Source organism: Pseudonocardia sp. NPDC046786 (genome assembly GCF_040645415.1).
Lineage (GTDB): Bacteria > Actinomycetota > Actinomycetes > Mycobacteriales > Pseudonocardiaceae > Pseudonocardia > Pseudonocardia kongjuensis.
In genome coordinates this window covers 51,371-67,522 of sequence record NZ_JBEYYF010000017.1, presented here as the reverse complement: position 1 = coordinate 67,522, position 16,152 = coordinate 51,371, and the positions used below count along the sequence as shown (strand labels likewise).

General features: G+C 74.8%; 18 protein-coding genes. 10 read left to right on the top strand and 8 right to left on the bottom strand.

Annotated elements, in window-relative coordinates; genetic code table 11:
* Positions 1-4 precede the first annotated feature (4 nt).
* From ABZ881_RS20595 to ABZ881_RS20580, 4 genes are read left to right on the top strand one after another with little or no spacing between them, the layout of a single operon-like run.
* A complete protein-coding gene (locus tag ABZ881_RS20595) occupies positions 5-1,231 on the top strand; it encodes an acyl-CoA dehydrogenase family protein (protein WP_358486736.1) in 1,227 nt (408 codons plus the stop codon).
* 12 nt (positions 1,232-1,243) lie between these two features.
* Entirely contained in the window at positions 1,244-2,383 is a 1,140-nt protein-coding gene (locus tag ABZ881_RS20590; protein WP_358486734.1) for an LLM class flavin-dependent oxidoreductase, read from the top strand.
* A 5-nt stretch (positions 2,384-2,388) separates the two neighbouring features.
* On the top strand, positions 2,389-3,459 hold the full coding sequence (locus tag ABZ881_RS20585; RefSeq protein WP_358486731.1) for a hypothetical protein: 1,071 nt from the start codon (positions 2,389-2,391) through the stop codon (positions 3,457-3,459).
* Positions 3,456-4,505: an LLM class flavin-dependent oxidoreductase gene (locus tag ABZ881_RS20580; RefSeq protein WP_358486729.1), complete on the top strand. Its 1,050-nt coding sequence runs from the start codon at positions 3,456-3,458 to the stop codon at positions 4,503-4,505. The genes ABZ881_RS20585 and ABZ881_RS20580 overlap by 4 nt, the downstream gene beginning before the upstream one ends.
* Before the next feature lie 16 nt (positions 4,506-4,521).
* Here ABZ881_RS20580 and ABZ881_RS20575 read toward each other — a convergent pair whose 3' ends face one another.
* Complete coding sequence (locus tag ABZ881_RS20575) at positions 4,522-5,466, bottom strand: LysR substrate-binding domain-containing protein (protein WP_358486868.1); 945 nt, start codon at positions 5,464-5,466, stop codon at positions 4,522-4,524.
* Positions 5,467-5,701: 235 nt separating this feature from the next.
* Here ABZ881_RS20575 and ABZ881_RS20570 point away from each other — a divergent pair, with 235 nt between their 5' ends.
* The 4 genes from ABZ881_RS20570 (at position 5,702) to ABZ881_RS20555 (ending at position 8,604) form a co-directional block, all read left to right on the top strand.
* Complete coding sequence (locus ABZ881_RS20570; RefSeq protein ID WP_358486727.1) at positions 5,702-6,538, top strand: MBL fold metallo-hydrolase; 837 nt, start codon at positions 5,702-5,704, stop codon at positions 6,536-6,538.
* A gap of 58 nt (positions 6,539-6,596) precedes the next feature.
* Positions 6,597-7,376 (top strand): GAF and ANTAR domain-containing protein, encoded by a 780-nt coding sequence (locus ABZ881_RS20565; RefSeq protein WP_358486725.1) that lies wholly within the window; start codon positions 6,597-6,599, stop codon positions 7,374-7,376.
* 170 nt (positions 7,377-7,546) lie between these two features.
* Entirely contained in the window at positions 7,547-7,891 is a 345-nt protein-coding gene (locus ABZ881_RS20560; RefSeq protein ID WP_344021619.1) for a hypothetical protein, read from the top strand.
* Between the two features lie 317 nt (positions 7,892-8,208).
* Entirely contained in the window at positions 8,209-8,604 is a 396-nt protein-coding gene (locus ABZ881_RS20555) for a hypothetical protein (protein WP_344021617.1), read from the top strand.
* 75 nt (positions 8,605-8,679) lie between these two features.
* On the opposite strand, the gene ABZ881_RS20550 is transcribed toward ABZ881_RS20555, so the two are convergent.
* From ABZ881_RS20550 to ABZ881_RS20540, 3 genes are read right to left on the bottom strand one after another with little or no spacing between them, the layout of a single operon-like run.
* The gene (locus tag ABZ881_RS20550) at positions 8,680-9,105 is read right to left on the bottom strand and encodes an acyl-CoA thioesterase (protein ID WP_358486866.1); all 426 of its coding nucleotides are present in this window, start codon (positions 9,103-9,105) and stop codon (positions 8,680-8,682) included.
* Between the two features lie 49 nt (positions 9,106-9,154).
* Positions 9,155-11,722: a cation-transporting P-type ATPase gene (locus ABZ881_RS20545; RefSeq protein ID WP_358486721.1), complete on the bottom strand. Its 2,568-nt coding sequence runs from the start codon at positions 11,720-11,722 to the stop codon at positions 9,155-9,157.
* The gene (locus ABZ881_RS20540) at positions 11,719-12,273 is read right to left on the bottom strand and encodes a Chromate resistance protein ChrB (protein WP_358486720.1); all 555 of its coding nucleotides are present in this window, start codon (positions 12,271-12,273) and stop codon (positions 11,719-11,721) included. The genes ABZ881_RS20545 and ABZ881_RS20540 overlap by 4 nt, the downstream gene beginning before the upstream one ends.
* A gap of 89 nt (positions 12,274-12,362) precedes the next feature.
* Between ABZ881_RS20540 and ABZ881_RS20535 the strand changes: the two genes are divergently transcribed.
* Together ABZ881_RS20535 and ABZ881_RS20530 are read left to right on the top strand one after the other, a co-directional pair.
* The gene (locus tag ABZ881_RS20535; protein WP_358486718.1) at positions 12,363-13,307 is read left to right on the top strand and encodes an aldo/keto reductase; all 945 of its coding nucleotides are present in this window, start codon (positions 12,363-12,365) and stop codon (positions 13,305-13,307) included.
* 197 nt (positions 13,308-13,504) lie between these two features.
* Positions 13,505-14,350, top strand: a complete 846-nt coding sequence (locus ABZ881_RS20530) for a hypothetical protein (RefSeq protein WP_358486716.1) — start codon at positions 13,505-13,507, stop codon at positions 14,348-14,350.
* On the opposite strand, the gene ABZ881_RS20525 is transcribed toward ABZ881_RS20530, so the two are convergent.
* From ABZ881_RS20525 to ABZ881_RS20510, 4 genes are read right to left on the bottom strand one after another with little or no spacing between them, the layout of a single operon-like run.
* Complete coding sequence (locus ABZ881_RS20525) at positions 14,347-14,946, bottom strand: alkaline shock response membrane anchor protein AmaP (RefSeq protein WP_358486714.1); 600 nt, start codon at positions 14,944-14,946, stop codon at positions 14,347-14,349. The genes ABZ881_RS20530 and ABZ881_RS20525 overlap by 4 nt on opposite strands.
* Positions 14,946-15,485: a DUF6286 domain-containing protein gene (locus ABZ881_RS20520; RefSeq protein WP_358486712.1), complete on the bottom strand. Its 540-nt coding sequence runs from the start codon at positions 15,483-15,485 to the stop codon at positions 14,946-14,948. Before ABZ881_RS20520 ends, ABZ881_RS20525 begins: the two co-directional genes overlap by 1 nt.
* Entirely contained in the window at positions 15,482-15,892 is a 411-nt protein-coding gene (locus ABZ881_RS20515; RefSeq protein ID WP_358486709.1) for an Asp23/Gls24 family envelope stress response protein, read from the bottom strand. The genes ABZ881_RS20520 and ABZ881_RS20515 overlap by 4 nt, the downstream gene beginning before the upstream one ends.
* A gap of 7 nt (positions 15,893-15,899) precedes the next feature.
* Positions 15,900-16,103 (bottom strand): hypothetical protein, encoded by a 204-nt coding sequence (locus ABZ881_RS20510; protein ID WP_344021775.1) that lies wholly within the window; start codon positions 16,101-16,103, stop codon positions 15,900-15,902.
* Positions 16,104-16,152 lie beyond the last annotated feature (49 nt).

Below are 16,152 nucleotides of genomic sequence, written 5' to 3'. Positions count from 1 at the left end.
CCAGATGACGGCGACCGTGCGCACCGCGCCGCCCCTGCTGACCACGACCGATGCCGCGCTCGCCGAGGCCCGCCGGATCTCGGGGGAGCTCGCCGCGACCTCGGTGGACCGGGACCGCACCCGCAGCGCACCACTGGCGGAGCTGGCGACGCTCGCGGCGAGCGGGCTGCTCGGCATCGCGGTGCCCGCCGGGCACGGCGGCCCCGAGCTCCCGCGTAGCACCGTGGTCGAGGTGATCCGGATCCTGGCCCGCGGCGACTCCTCGGTCGCCCAGCTGCTGCTGGCCCACTTCGTGGTGCAGGAGGGGATCCGCGGCCTCGGCGCGCGGGAGCCGGCCGTGCAGATCTTCGCCGGGATCCTGGAGTCCGGTGCGCATGTCGGCAACGCCACCGTCGAGCGCGGCACGGCCCGCTCGGACGAGCGGCACACCGCGGTCGTGCGCGATCCAGCCGGGGGCTGGCGGCTCGACGGCCACAAGTACTACGCGACCGGATCGCTCGGCGCCCGCTGGATCGCGGTGGCCGCCGTCGACCGGGCCGGCGGGCAGCCGGTCACCGCGTTCGTCCGGCCCGACGACGACGGCGTGACCCTCGACCTGCAGGACTGGTCGGGCTTCGGGCAGCGTGCCACGCACTCCGGCACGGTGCTCCTGGAGAACGTGCACGTGCCGGACGAGCTGCTGATCGAGGAGGGCCCCGAGGTGCCCCCGCAGGAGCGCGGGCCGAGCATCTTCGGGGCCTACGACCAGGCGATCCACGCCGCGATCGACGTCGGAATCGCCCGGGCCGCCCTGGAGGACGGCGCGGAGTTCCTGCGCACCCGGTCCCGTCCGTGGTTCGAGGCGGGGGTGGAACGGGCGGTCGATGAGCCGCACGTCGTGCGGCGGGCCGGCGAGCTCACCGCCCGGCTGTACGCGCTGGAGGCGCTGCTCGCCCGTGCCACCGCGCTGATCGACGCCGCCGCGCCCGCCCCGGACGACGACAACACGGCCGCCGCCTCGCTCGCCGTCGCGGCGGCCAAGGCACTCGCCGCCGAGTTCGGCACCGAGATCGCCGCGGGCGTCCTGGAGCTCGCCGGGACCTCCGCCACCGACGAGCGGTACGGGCTCGACCGGCACTGGCGCAACGTCCGCACCCACTCGCTGCACGACCCGGCCCGCTGGAAGCTCGTCCATCTCGGCAACCACACGCTGCTCGGGACGAACCCGCCGCGGCTGGGTTCGCTCATCTGAGCGGCCGCGGCGATGACCATCGCACTGCACTGGTACCTGCCGACCGCCGGTGACGGGCGCACCCTCGTCGACGCCGGTCAGGCCGCCCAGTTGCTCGGTGCCGGCGGGCGCACCGACACCGGGCGGCCCGCGACCGTGGAGTACCTGGCTGCGGTGGCGGCGGCCGCCGAGCGGGCCGGTTTCGACGCCGTGCTGACCCCGACCGGCACCTACTGCGAGGACGCCTGGATCACCACCGCGATGCTGTCCCAGCACGTGTCCCGGCTGCGTTTCCTGGTCGCGTTCCGGCCGGGCACGCTCACCCCCACCCTCGCCGCCCAACAGGCGGCCACCTACCAGCGGCTGACCGGCGGCCGGCTGGCGCTCAACGTCGTCACCGGCGGCGAGGACGCCGAGCAGCGGCGGTTCGGCGACGGACTCGGCAAGGACGACCGCTACGCGCGCACCGCGGAGTTCCTCACCGTGCTGCGCGGCGCCTGGTCGGGCACGCCGTTCGACTTCCGCGGCGAGCACCTGTGGGCGGAGGGGGCGCTCGCCCGCGGCACCCCCGAACCGCCGCCGGTCTACCTCGGCGGCGCCTCCCCGGCCGCGGTCGCGGTCGCCGCCCGGCACGCCGACGTGTACCTCGTCTGGGGCGCCCCGCCGGACCAGGTCGCCGCCCAGCTCGCGCAGGTCCGCTCCGCCGCCGCCGCGCACGGCCGGACCGTCCGGTTCGGGATCCGCTTCCATCTCGTCACCCGGGACACCGCCGACCGGGCGTGGCGGGACGCGGAGGCCCTGCTCGACGGCGCAGACGACGAGCTGATCGCCGCGGCGCAGCGGCGGCTCGCCGCGGAGCGGTCCACCGGCCAGCGGCGGATGGTCGCGCTGCACGGCGGCCGGCGGGACGCGCTGGTCGTCCACCCGAACGTCTGGGCAGGCGTCGGGCTGCTCCGCGGCGGCGCGGGCACCGCGCTGGTCGGCAGTCACGACGAGGTCGCCGACCGGATCGCCGAGTACCACCGGCTCGGCATCGACGAGTTCGTCCTGTCCGGCTGGCCGCACGACGAGCAGGCCGCCGTCGCCGGACGCGGCCTGGTCCCGGCACTGCGTGCCCGCGGCCTGCTCCACCCGCCCGTCCCCCACCGCAGTCCCCTTCCGACGAGGAGCTGAGCCCGATGACCGGTATCTACCTGACCGGATCCGTCAACAAGCCGACCGCCGACGAGGTGTTCGCGTTCGTCGGGGAGCGCCTGCAGCCCGGCGCCACCCGCGTCCCCGACGGGGAGACCGGCGGCCGGGCGAACTGGGTGCTGACCCAGGAACCGGTGTTCGCCGGGAACCCGGGCCTGACCGCCGTCCCCGCGCCGGACGGGCGGGACCGCTACGTGCTCGCCGACGGCGTCACCCCGCAGACGCTCACCTTCGGCCGTTTCGACTACGCCGACCACGCCCGAAACTCGTACGCGCTGTTCGCGAAGGCCCGGGAGGCCGGGGTGCTCGCACCGGGCACCCGGTTCCTGGTATCGCTTCCGACGCCGTTCAATGCGGTGTCCTTCTACGCCCCGCTCGACGCCCAGCTGGACCTGCTGCCGGCCTACGAGCACGCCGCGCGGGCGAGCGTCGAGGAGATCCAGGACGCCGTCCCGCACGACGACCTCGCCGTCCAGTGGGACCTGCCGACCGAGCTCGCGACCGTCGAGGGCTGGTTCGCGAATCCGTTCGCCGACCACGAGGCGATCTTCGCGGCGACCGCGCGGGCGGCGGAGTGGGTCGCGCCGCGGGCCGAGCTGACGTTCCACCTGTGCTTCGGCGACTCCAAGTTCGGGGCGTCGCCGTTCATGGGGGAGCCGCCGAACGCGGAGGCCGCCGAGCGCGGCGGCCGGCACATCCTGCCGCGGGACGCGCGTTCGATCGTCGAGCTCGCGAACGGCCTGTCCCGGCACGTCACCCGCCCGGTCGCCGCCTTCCAGGCCGCGACCGTGACCAGCTGGAACCGGGCCGCGCACTGGCAGCCGCTGTCCGATCTCGCGCTGGAGCCCGGCACCGAGTTCCATCTCGGCGTGGTGCACGCCGCCGCCGACGGGCTGGACGGCGCCCGGGCCCGGCTGGACCTGGCCCGCCGGTTCCTGCCCGAGTTCGGCGTCTCCACCGAGTGCGGCCTGGGCCGGCACACCCCCGAGCAGCTCGACGAGGCGGCCCGGATCCTCGCCGTCCTCTCCACGGTCCGGGAACGGGCGGTGGCATGAGCCCACCCCGGTTCGGGATCTGGGCCCCGGTGCGCGGCACCTTCGCGGCGCTGGACCATCCCGACGAGCCGCTGGACGCCTCCTGGGAACGCAACCGCGACGCCGTGTTGGTCGCGGAACGCCTCGGCCTGGACACCGTGCTCGTCGCCGAGCACACGATCAACCCGCTCGGCGACGAGCTCGACCAGCTGGAGGCGTGGACGGCCACCGCCGCGCTGGCCGCGCTGACCGAGCGGATCGAGCTGATCGTGGCGGTGAAGCCGAAGCTGTTCCATCCGGCGGTGCTGGCGAAGATGGCGCTGCAGATCGAGGAGATCTCGCGCGGCCGGGTGGCGCTGAACGTGGTGAACGCCTGGTACCGGCCGGAGCTCGAACGGACCGGGATCGGGTTCGGCGAGCACGACGAGCGCTACGCCTACGGCCGGGAGTGGCTGACCGTGGTCCGGGCGCTGCTCACGGGTGCGCGGGTCGACCACGACGGCCGGTTCTTCACCGTCCGTGACCTGCAGCTGCGGCCGGCGGGCAGGTTCCGGGACCGGCCGCCGATCTACGTGGGCGGCGAGTCGGAGCCGGCCCGGTCGCTGGTCACCGACCTGGGCGACGTGTGGCTGGTCAACGGGCAGCCGCCGGACGACGTCGCGGCCCTCCTCGGCGATGTCCGGAGCCGCCCGCGCGGCGACCGTCCGCTGCGGTTCGGGATGCCGGCCTTCGTCATCGCCCGGCCGACCGCGGCGGCCGCCGAGGCGGAGCTCACCCTGCAGTGGCGGCTGGACGCGGAGTCCGACGCCCGCCGCGCGATGCTCGCCGACACCGACCCGAACGCGCAGATGTTCGCCGCGTTCGCGCACACCCCACGGATCGGGACCAACGGCGGCACCGCGGCCGGTCTGGTCGGCGACTACGACACGGTCGCCGCGCGGATCGCGGAGTTCCACGCGCTCGGAGTGCAGACGTTCCTGCTGCAGTTCCAGCCGCTCGTGCCGGAGGCCGAACGGTTCGTCGCCGAGGTGCTGCCACGGGTCCGCGCGCTGGTGGCGGCCGGGTGAGGGCGCCCGGCGCGGATCAGACGGCCGGCGCGTGCTGGGGCCGGACCGGGGCGTAGCCGGCCGCCGCGTCGCGCAGCGCGTCGGCGAAGCCCGTCACCTCGCGGGCGGTCCGGCCGGGCCCGCGCAGCCGCGCCGTCACCACCTGCCGGAACGGCGCATCCCCGGCGATCGGCAGGGCGACGACGTCGTCGCGCAGCCCGGCGACCGCCAGCGCCGGGATCAGCGAGAGCCCGACCCCCGCGGCGACCAGCCCCTGGACGGCCGGGTAGTCCTCGGACCGGAACGCGACCCGGGGCACGAACCCGGCCCGGGTGCACGCGCGGCGGAACACCCGGGCGTCCGGGCAGACGCCGGTCTCCGAACCCATGATCCACTGTTCCCGCCGGAGCTCCCCGAGCGTGACCTGCCCGCGGCCCTGCAGCGGGTGCCCGGCCGGCACCAGCACCGCGAACTCGTCGGAGAACACCGGCACGGTCTCGACACCGTCGAACTCCGGCCCCTCACCCGGGACCTCGGTGATCAGCGCCAGCTCGGCGTCCCCGGAGCGGAGCAGGTCGATCGCGGCGGCCGGATCGGCGACCTGCACGACGAGCTCGACCGACGGCCACCGCGCCCGGAACCGGGTGACGGCGGGCGGCACCAGCGTCGCCGCCGCGCTGGCGAACGAGGCGAGCCGGATCCGCCCCGGGACGTCCGCGGCGAGGGCGCCCATCTCGGACTCGGCCAGCCGGATCCGCCGGAGGATGTCCTCGGCGTGCCCGGCCAGGATCTCCCCGGCCCCGGTCAGGCTGCCGACCGAGCCGGGGGACCGCGAGACCAGCACCAGCGCGACCTCCCGTTCCAGCGCCGCGATCTGCTGGGACACCGCGGACGGCGAGAGGTGCAGTGCGCGCGCGGCGGCCGAGAACGAGCCGCGGTCACGGACCTCGGCGAGGATCTCCAGCCTGCGGACGTCGAGCATCACGGCCTTCTCGGTCGGCGGGTCGGGCGGGGGAGACGGTGGTGTCTCGACATCGCCGGCCGGAGTCCGCCATACCGGAACCCAACCCGCGGGCGGGCCGGGGCGTCAAGCGTCCTCCCGGCTGCTGGGCGGGGCACATGGGATTGTCCGGACGGCCCGGTTCCGGTGCGCCGCGCGGTTCACGACCGTCCCGCACGGGAACCCCGTGCGCACCGCCCCCGACCGGAGGTGACCCGTGTACCTGGCCGACCGCCCGCTCTGCCCGCGCTGCGGCGTGCAGTTCCCGCTCGGCGACGGCACCGGACCGTGCCCGGTCTGCATCGACGAGCGCGAGTACGTCGACTGGGACGGCCAGCGCTGGACCACCCCGGCCCGGCTGCGCGCCGACGGGTTCCGCGGCGAGTTCCGCGAAGAGGTCCCCGGTCTGTGGGGCGTCGGGACGACGCCGGACCTCGGGATCGGGCAGCGGGCGCTGCTGGTACCCGGCGACGGCGGGAACGTGCTGTGGGACTGCACGGCACTGCTCGACGACGACACGGTGGCCCGGGTGCACGAGCTCGGCGGCATCGCGGCGATCGCGATCTCGCACCCGCACTACTACTCGACGATGTCGGCGTGGAGCCGCGAGTTCGGCGACGTGCCGATCCACGTGCACGCCGCCGACCTGGACTGGGTGCCGCGCGGCGCCGAGGTCGAGCCGTGGAGCGGGACCGAGCGCGAGATCCTGCCCGGCCGCACCCTCGTCCACCTCGGGGTGCACTTCGCCGGCGGCGCGGTGCTGCACTGGGCCGACGGCACCGACGGGCACGGCGCGATCTGCGCCGGTGACATCGTCACCGTCGTCCCGGACCGGCGCTGGGTGGGCTTCATGTACAGCTACCCGAACCTGATCCCGGCCCATCCGGACGTGGTGCGGCATGCCGTCCGGACGCTGTCCGGGTATCGCTACCGCGCGCTCTACGGCGCGTGGTGGGGGCACGTCGTCCAGGGGGACGCGCACATCGCCGTGGTCCGGTCGGCCACCCGCTACCTGCGGCACCTGGGCCTCGAACCGGACACCGAGGGCGGCTGAGCGGTTACGGTCGGGGGTTCGCCCCCGCCCGACCCCGACTTCCGGAGGAGCCGCCGGCATGAACGACCTCGATCCGGAGGAACTGCACCGGGTGCTGTCGCGCAGCGCGGCCGCACTCGTCGAACGGGTGGCGGACGACGCGCCGGAGGCGGTGCTGACCCGGCTGTGCTCGGCCGCCGTGGTCAACGTGCCCGGCGTCGACCACGCCGGGCTGACCATGTGCGACCGGGACGGCAACCTGTTCTCGTACGGCTCCGCCGATCCGCTCGTGGCCGAGCTGGACGCGCTGCAGGCCGAGCTGGCCGAAGGCCCCTGCGTCGACGCGGCGCTGCCCGGGACCACGACGACCGTGCACGTCGAGGACTTCGTCGGCGAGACCCGCTGGCCGCGGTTCTCCGCGGCGGCCCGCGACCGCGGCGTGCGCGGGCTGCTGTCCTTCGCGATGGCACCGGTGGAAGAGTCGCCCGGAGCGCTGAACCTCTACGCCCGCACACCCCGGGCGTTCGGCGAACCGGCCCGGCTGATGGCGGGGGCATTCGCCACCCAGGCGGCGATCGCCCTCTACGGGGCCCGCCGGATCGGCGGCCTGACCGACGCCGTCGAGACGCGCGACGTGATCGGCCAGGCCAAGGGGATCCTGATGGAGCGGTTCACCATCGACGACCGGGCTGCGTTCGATCTGCTGGTCAGCCTGTCGCAGGACTCGAACCGCAAGCTCGTCGACGTCGCACGCTGGCTCACCGCCGAGGCCGGGACGGCCGCGGGCCGGACGGCCGCCGATCCGGTGCCCGCCCGGCGTGCCGGAACCGGTGCCCGGCGATCCGCACCGAAAAGGTGAATAACCACACGGAAAGTAATATGCGGGCACGATGGTGTGGCCGGGTTTGATGACGACGATTCCGGCCGTTACGTTGTCTCCAGCCGGCACGGGCTCCCCCTTTTTTGTCAGCGTGCCGGCAGGTGCCGGGAACGCGGATCCGCGTCCCGTAACTCATCAGGAGAAGAACTGTGCTGAAGAAGAAGGCCGGCCTCGTCGTCGCCGCGTCCGCCGCGGGCCTGCTCGCGCTGTCCCCGCTCGCGTTCGCCGACGGCAACGTGATCGACAAGGACGCCAAGGGCGTCGTCGCGGGCCTGAACGGCAACAACGCCCAGGTTCCGGTCCAGGCGTGCAACAACAACGTCCCGGTCAACGTCCTGGGCGTCCAGGTTCCGGTCGAGGACGCGGCTGCGGCCAACGGCCTGACCGGCGCGGCCGGCATCGCGGGCGAGGGCGCTGCGCTCTCCGGTGACTCCGCCACCGACCAGTCGGACGCCTGCGCGCAGGAGGCCGGCGCCGGGGACTCGATCAACTGATCGACCCGGATCGCCGGGGTGCCCCGGGACCGCTTCGGTCCCGGGGCACTTTCGTGTCCGGCGGACCCCTCGCGAACACGCTGGGTGGCCGTCGTGAGTGGTCGGTACTGCTTCGTCCGGTTCACCGGAGAACCGGATCGAGGGAGTATCCGAACGGAAAGTGATTTCGCCACCCGATGGGGTCACCGAAATTGTTTCCGGGGCGACCGGTGGATAGATTGCAGCGCACCAGGCACGGGCTCCCCCATTTTGTCAGCGTGCCGGTAGGTATCCGGGGCCGTCGTCGCACGGGCTCGAGACTCATCAGGAGAAGAACTGTGCTGAAGAAGGCCGGAATCATCGTCGCGGCGTCCGCCGCCACCCTGCTCGCGGTCAGCCCGCTGGCGTTCGCCGGCGACTACGCCGCCGAGAGCTCGAAGGACGCGAAGCACCACGGCTCGCACGACGGCGGCGCGATCGACAAGAGCGCCGACGGCGGCCTGGTCGGCGCCCTGAACGGCAACAACGTGAACGTGCCGATCCAGGTCTGCAACAACAACATCCCGGTGAACGTGCTCGGCGGGCAGGTCCCGGTCGAGAGCGGCGCGCTGCTCAACGGCCTGACCGGCGCCCTGGGCCTCGGCGGCGACGCGAAGACCAAGTCCGGCGACTCGGTCACCGACCAGTCCGACGCCTGCGCGCAGGAGTCCGGCTCGGGCGACGCGATCGGCTGATCCACCGCTCTTCCCCGTGCCCCCGCCGACCGTCCCGGTCGGCGGGGGCACGCGCACGTCCGGGACCGGGCGGCCTCAGCCCGCCGCCCGGCGCTGGTCGCGCCGGGCCCGGGCGTCGCTCCAGCGCCGCCGCTCCTCGTCGGTGGTGGGCACCAGCACCGGCACCGGCACCGGGCGGCGGTGCTCGTCCATCGCGACCATCGTGAAGTAGCAGCTGTTCGCGTGCCGCTGGGTGTGCTCGGTGATGTTCTCGGTGGTCACCCGGATCCCGACCTCCATCGAGCTGCGGCCGGTGTGGTTGACCGACGCCTGGAACGTCACCAGCTCCCCGATGTAGATCGGCTCGCGGAAGCGCACCCGGTCCACCGACAGCGTCACGACGTAGGTCTGTGCCCAGCGGCTGGCACAGCTGAAGGCGACCTGGTCGAGCAGCTTGAGGATGGATCCACCGTGGACGTTGCCGGAGAAGTTGGCCATGTCCGGGGTCATCAGGACGGTCATCGCGAGCTGGTGGCGGGGCAGCCCCCCGGGAGCGGTCACCCGTCGGAGGTTAGCGGTCCCGGCGCGGGTGTCCCGAACGTTGCGATCCGGGTGGTCCGGCACGATCGGCCGGGCGTCGCGCGCGGACCATCTTGCGCACCTCGATCCAGGACACCGCGACGACCGGCACCAGCACCGCCGCGAGCCACTGGCCGCCGGTCAGCGGGACCAGCCGCAGCGCCTCGCGCAGCGGGTCCACCGTCGTCACCACGACCAGCGACGCCGCCGTGACCAGCGTCCACAGTGGCAGGAAGCGGTTGGAGAGCAGGCCGGCCCGCAGCAGCGGCGTGCGCTCGGTCCGCATCACCCAGGCCAGCGCGAGATAACCCGACATCCAGCCGACGAAGGCGAGCGTCTGGGCGGTCGCGGCGTCCGTCCCGGTGAAGGAGGAGACCAGGTAGAGCCCGCCGACCGCGGCGAACAGCGACGCGCCGCCGGCCAGCAGGTCGGTCACCAGCGGCCGGTCCAGGAAGCGGTCCGTCCGGCCGCGCGGCCGCCGGTCCATGGCGTCCCGCTCGCTGCGCTCCGCGGCGAAGGTCGCCGTCCCCGCGACGTCCATGTACATCTCCAGCACGACGATCTGGATCGGCGCGAACGGGATCGGCAGGCCGGCGGCGACCCCGGCCGCGGCCGTCGCGACCAGGCCCGCCTTGCAGGCCAGGTAGTACTTCACGCCCTTGCGCAGGTTGTCGTGCAGGGTGCGGCCCTCGCGCAGCGCGCGGGTGAGGGTGGAGACGTCGTCGTCGGCGAGGACGAGATCGGCGGCGTCCCGGGCGACGTCGGTGCCCGACGACCCCATCGCGACGCCGACGTCGGCGCGGGCCAGCGCGGGGGCGTCGTTCACCCCGTCGCCGGTCACCGCGACCACCTCCCCGCCGTCCTGCAGCGCGGTGACCAGCCGCAGCTTGTGCGCGGGCGTCACCCGGGCGAACAGGGTCACCCGGGTGACCGCTGCGGCGAGCCCGTCGTCGTCGAGCAGGTCCAGCTCGGGGCCGGTCAGCAGCTCGTCGCCGTCGATCCCGACCTGCCCGGCGATCGCCCGGGCGCACGCCGGATGGTCGCCGGTCACCATCAGCACCCGGATGCCGGCGCGGTGCGCCGCGGTGACCGAGTCCGCCGCGCCGGGCCGGGGCGGGTCGGACAGCGCGACCAGGCCGATGAGCTCCAGGTCCCGCTCGGCGTCCTCGACCCGGGTGGGGATCTCCGCGGCCGTCCGGCCGGCGACGGCGATCACCCGCAGGCCGCGGGCCGCCAGCTGCTCGGCCCGGGCGAGCACCGCCGGGTCCGCGTCGCGGCACCGGCCGAGCACGGACTCCGGGGCGCCGGTGGTGACCACCCGGCGGTCCGGCAGCACCACCGTCATCGATTCGCGGACCGGGTCGAAGGCGAACCGGTGCACCGGTTCCGGCGGCGGTGCCAGACCGCGGTCCCGGGCGGCGACCAGGAACGCGACATCGGTCGGGTCGCCGGCCCAGCCACCGTCCGGTTCCGGGGTGGCCTCGGTGCAGGCCGCCCCGGCGGCGAGCAGCTCGTCGGCGCTGCCGCGCACCGGTTCGGCGTGGTCGACGGCCATCCGGTTCTCGGTCAGCGTGCCGGTCTTGTCGGTGGCGATGACGGTGACCGCGCCGAGCGACTCGGCGGCGCGCAGCCTGCGGACCAGCCCGCGGCGCCGGGACAGCCGGTACGCGCCGAGGCCCAGCACCAGGCTGATGATGATCGGCAGCTCCTCCGGGACGGTCGCGAACGCGAGCGTCAGCCCGGTCAGCACCATCTCCCGCCACGGCTGCCCGCTCAGCACGCCGATCAGCGGGACCAGCACGCTGAACGCGATCGCCAGCGTCGCGAGCGCCTTCGACAGGTCGCGCATGGCCTGCTGCAGCGGGGTGCGCGGCGGTCGCCCGGCGACGACCAGGCCGGTGATCGCGCCGAGCTCGGTGGCGGTCCCGGTGGCGACGACGACGCCGCGGGCCCGCCCGGCGACGACGGTCGTCCCGGCGAAGGCCAGGTTGGCGCGGTCGCCGAGCGCGGCGGTCTCGTCGAGCACCCGCCGGGCGTCCTTGGCGGCGGCGACCGACTCGCCGGTCAGTGCGGACTCGTCGATCCGCAGGCCCCAGGTCTCGGTCAGCCGGACGTCGGCGGCGACCCGGGTGCCTGCCGCCAGCGGCAGCACGTCGCCGGGCACCAGGTCCTCGGTCGGCACCGAGCGGGTGCGGCCGCCGCGCAGCACCGGCGTGGTCGGCGCGGTCAGCGTGCCGAGCGCGGCGATCACCGACTTCGCGCGGAACTCGGCGAACACCTCGACCAGCACGACCACCACGATGATCGCGACGATGGCGACGGTGTCCTCGAGCCGGCCCCAGATGCCGTAGAGCACCGCCACCGCGACCAGCAGCAGCATCATCGGCTCGGTGATCTCGTCGGCGAGCACCTGCCGGAAGGTGACCCGGCGCGGCAGGATCCACCGGTTCGGGCCGTGCTCGGCGAGCCGGGCGGCGGCCAGCTCGTCGTCCAGCCCGACGGCCGGGTCGGTGCCGAGATCCTCCGCGACCGCGCCCGCGGTGGCGGAGTGGGCGCTCATTCCTCGCGCGGCGGCAGGTCCGGCGCGACACCCTCGGCGCGGTAGACGGCCTCGGTGAAGGCCTCCAGCGACCGGCGGCAGCGGTCCAGCATGGACTCGGCGTCCTTGATCCGCTCGTCCGGGAAGAAGTCCCGGGCGGCGATCTTGGCGAGCCAGCCGGTGAGCCGGTCGAGGTCCTGCTCGTTCTCCTCCAGCTCGGCGAAGGAGAAGTTGTCCCGCGCCGACTCCTTCTCCAGCTCGGCGAGCAGCGCGCCGGTGCGTTCGGCGAACTCGGCGAACTCCTTGGCCCGCTCGGCGCGGAACCGGGCGACGATGCCGTCGTCGTCACGGGCGACGGTCTCCATCGCGTACGCGGTGCCGCCGTGCTCCCGGACGTAGCGGGCGAGGCCCTCGACGAACTCGCGGTGCGCGTCGGTGGCGGGCAGCACCCACGCGCCGTTCTGCAGGCCGACGGCGCCGGCGGCCCGGGCGCGCCGCCACAGCGTCACCCGCGGACTCGACGGCGAGGCCGGCAACTGGGCGAGCAACAGGACCCAGCCCTCGGTTGGCATGCCAGGGACGCTACGGGCGGGGTCAAGCACATGCAACAGGTGTTTCATCGACGGTGGCAGCTCCCGGCCCGGGACGGCAGGCTGTCCCCATGCCCGACCCCGCGTCCCGGCTCGGCCTCGGCCTGGCCGCCATCGCCCGCCCCGCCTACATCACCTCCGGCCGCGCCGAGCGGCTCGGCGCCGACCGGGACGTCGAGACCCTGCGGGCGCGCACCCACGAGCTGCTCGACGCGGGCCACGCGGCGGGCATCCGCTATCTCGACGTAGCCCGCTCCTACGGTCGCGCGGAGGAGTTCCTGGCCGGCTGGCTGGCCGCCCACCCGGAGATCGACGACGTCGAGATCGGCTCGAAGTGGGGGTACCGCTACGTCGGCGAGTGGCGGATGGACGCCGACCGGCACGAGATCAAGGACCACTCGCTGGACGCCTTCACCGAGCAGTACGCGCTGACCGGCCAGCTGCTCGGCGACCGGCTCGGGATCTACCACGTGCACTCGGCGACGCCGGCCACCGGCGTGCTCGACGACGCCAGGGTGCACCGCGCGCTCGCCCACCTGCGCGACCGAGGCATCCGGGTCGGGATCTCCACCTCCGGCCCGGAGCAGGCCGACGCGGTGCGCCGCGCGCTGGACGTCCGGGTGGGCGGCGAGCCGCTGTTCACCTCGTTCCAGTCCACCTGGAACCCGCTCGAACCCTCGGCCGGGCCCGCGCTCGCCGAGGCCGCCGACGCCGGTGCCCGGGTGATCGTCAAGGAGGTGTTCGCGAACGGCAGGCTGGCCCCGGGCGGGGACGCCGCCGCCGTCGCGCTCGCCGACCGGCTCGGCCTGCCGGCGGACCAGCTGGCCGTCGCCGCGGCGCTGGCCAACCCGTGGGCCTGGCGGGTGCTGCTCGGGCCGGTGGACACCGCGCAGCTCGCCAGCAACGTCGCCGGTGCGGCCCGGACGGTCCCGGCCGGGGCGGCGGACGAGCTCACCGCGCTGGCCGAGCCGGCCGAGGCGTACTGGGCGGCCCGTTCGGCCCGCCCCTGGTCGTGACGCCGGGGCCCCGTACGGCTGATGGTTGCGCCGCGGACCGGTGCCGCGTTTCCCATGGGACGGACGCTCGTTTACCTTTCAGCCACCTGACGGCCGACGTCCCGACGCCCGTCCTGCGCCTCCCGTTCCCCGAACGACGCGGAGTCACGCGGGCCCGGTGCCGGGACGAACCCCCCGGCCGCGCAGAAGGAGGGGACATGACTGCCCAGCACCACCTGGCGCGCAGCGCCGACGAGGATCCGGCGACCGAGGTGATCCCGCGGTTCGACGAGCGCGAGGCGGGTGCGGCGCCGACCGGCGCCCGGGCGCCCGCGCCCGCCGAGCACTCCCCGGCCGCGCAGCCGCCGGCCGGGGCACCACACCTGGCCCTGCTCCGGCCGTCCCGGGTGGTGGTGGCCGCCGGCGTGATCGCGGCGCTGCTGGCGACCGCCCACTTCGGGGCCGCCGTGTACGGGGTCGGCCGGCCCGGGTTCGAGATCCCGGCGCCGATCCGGCTCGGCAACGAGCTGAACATCTCCACCTGGTTCAGCTCGGCGATGCACTTGGCGAACGCCGCGATCCTCGCGCTGATCGCGGCGAACTCGGTGCGCCGCGAGCGCTGGCGGTGGATCCTGCTGAGCCTGGCCTGCGCGGTCGTCGCGATGGACGAGACCGCCGCGAACCACGAGCAGGTCAGCTGGGTCATCCACACCACGTTCGGCACCAGCGGTCTGCTGACCTACGCCTGGATCATCCCGGCGTCGGTGCTGGTCCTGGTGCTCGCCGCGCTCTGCCTGCCGATGCTGCTGCGCCGCCCGGGCAGCTGGATCGTGGTGGCCGGTGCGGCCGTGTTCCTGCTCGGCGCGGTCGGCCTGGAGGCCGTCGGCGGGCTGGTGTTCGAGCAGACCGGCGACGTGCACGCGTTCGGCTACAACCTGCTGGCCGGCGCCGAGGAGACCTGCGAGATGGCCGGGCTGGTGATCGCGATGGCCGGGCTGCTGCGGATGGCGGGCGGCAGCGGCCTGCGGATCGCCGGGACGACCTTCGTGGACGGTTCCCGCTAACCGACGCGGGTGGTCCGCTTCGGCTCCACCAGCCGCAGCACCAGCTCGGTCCGGCCGCCGTCGGCGCCCAGCGCCGCCCGCAGCCGGGGCAGTGCGTGGTCGTCGATCAGGTCGCGCAGCGCGGCCAGGTCGGCCCCGGTCTCCGCGGTGACGTCCAGGTGCACCTCGGGCCGGGCCCGGTCGCCGACGAGCACGGCGGCGGCCCGCTGGACGCCGTCGTAGGACTCGACGTCGGCGGCGAGCGCGGCGGCGGCGTGATCGGAGTGCAGCCGGGTGATGCCGGCGTCGCGGCCGGCGACCTGCGCCGCGGGCAGCGTCCAGTCCGAGGTCCGCGGCCGGCGCCGGGCCTGGGCCAGCAGCCAGCGCAGGGCCAGCAGCCCGACGACGACGGCCGCGCCCAGCGTCACCCACGGAACCCAGGTCGGCGGATCGAGCGCGGCGGGCAGCAGCGGCACCGAGGGATCGAGACCGGGCAGCAGCGCCCGCAGCGATCCGGTGCCGAATGCCAGCCCGGCCGCGCCCGCCACCAGCAGCACGAGGCCGATCAGCAGCAGCAGGCTCCGGTTGAGGCGGGCCGGGGGATTGGCGGCGGCCATCACGACTCCTTCGTTCCGGTGACCTTCACCCGGACCCGCGGGCTGCGGGCCGGGCCGATCGCGGCGAGCCGCTCGGACACCGCGTCCCGGACGGCGGTGCGCAGCGCGGTCGCGTCGCCGAACGACGCGTGCGCCGACACCGTCGCCCGGCGGCGGGTGCTGGACACGTTCGCCCGGGCGATCCCGTCGACGCCGGTGGCGGCATCGGACAGCGCCCGGTCCAGGCTGCGCCGGGTGATGCCGGTGTCGGTCGTGGCGGCGCCGTCCCGGCCGGCCAGCGGCAGCACCGTGGGGGTGCCGGGCCGCAGCGCGACCAGGACCAGGACGAGACCGGCCAGCGCGAGCACCCCGGACAGCACCAGGAACGCGACGTCGGCGCCGGTCAGGCCGGCCGCGAGCGCGTTCAGGTCGGTGAACGGCAGCACCGGCTGCTGCCCGAGCAGCTGCTGCACCACGGCCACCGCCAGCAGCACGCAGACCGCCAGCAGCACCAGCGCGACCAGCGACGCGGCGACCGAGCGGCGGGGACGGCGGATCATGCGAGATCCCTCCCCGTCGAGGCCGCCCGCGGGTGGGTCAGCGCGGCGACCGCGATGTCCACCCGGGCCACGTCCAGGCCGGTCAGGGACTGCACCTGCTGCACGACGTGTGCGCGGGCCCGGTCGCAGGTCGCGGCGACCGGGGACGGGTAGCCGACCGAGATCCGGGCGTCGAGCCGGACCGACCGGCCGGACACCGAGGCGGTCACCCGGGGGCGGCCGCCGCTCTCGTCGCGGCCGAGCATCCGGTCGACGGTCCCGGTCGCGCCGCCGACACCGTCGGTCTCGGCGAGCGCGGCGACCGCGATCTTCTCGACGACCTGGTCGGCCACGTCGACCCGGCCGCGCTGCTCGGCGGCCGGATCGACCGTGGGTGCGCCGGGTGACTCCGGGACGGTGGTGGTCACGGCCGGATCACCGGACCCGGTCGGAACCGCGCCCGGTCAGCCCGGAGCGCTCGGAGAGCTCGGTCAGGTCGAGCCCGCCGTCCAGCCAGCGTCCGGCGAGCAGGCCGCCCGCACCCAGTACGAGTGCGACGACGAACCCGCCGAACCCGCCGACCACCCCGGCGATACCGAGGAGCAGGCCGGCGAGCAGGCCGATCTGGGTGTTGGTGATAGTGGGCATCGCGGTCACGTCCTTGAAGAGGTGGATGGAGCCGGGTGGA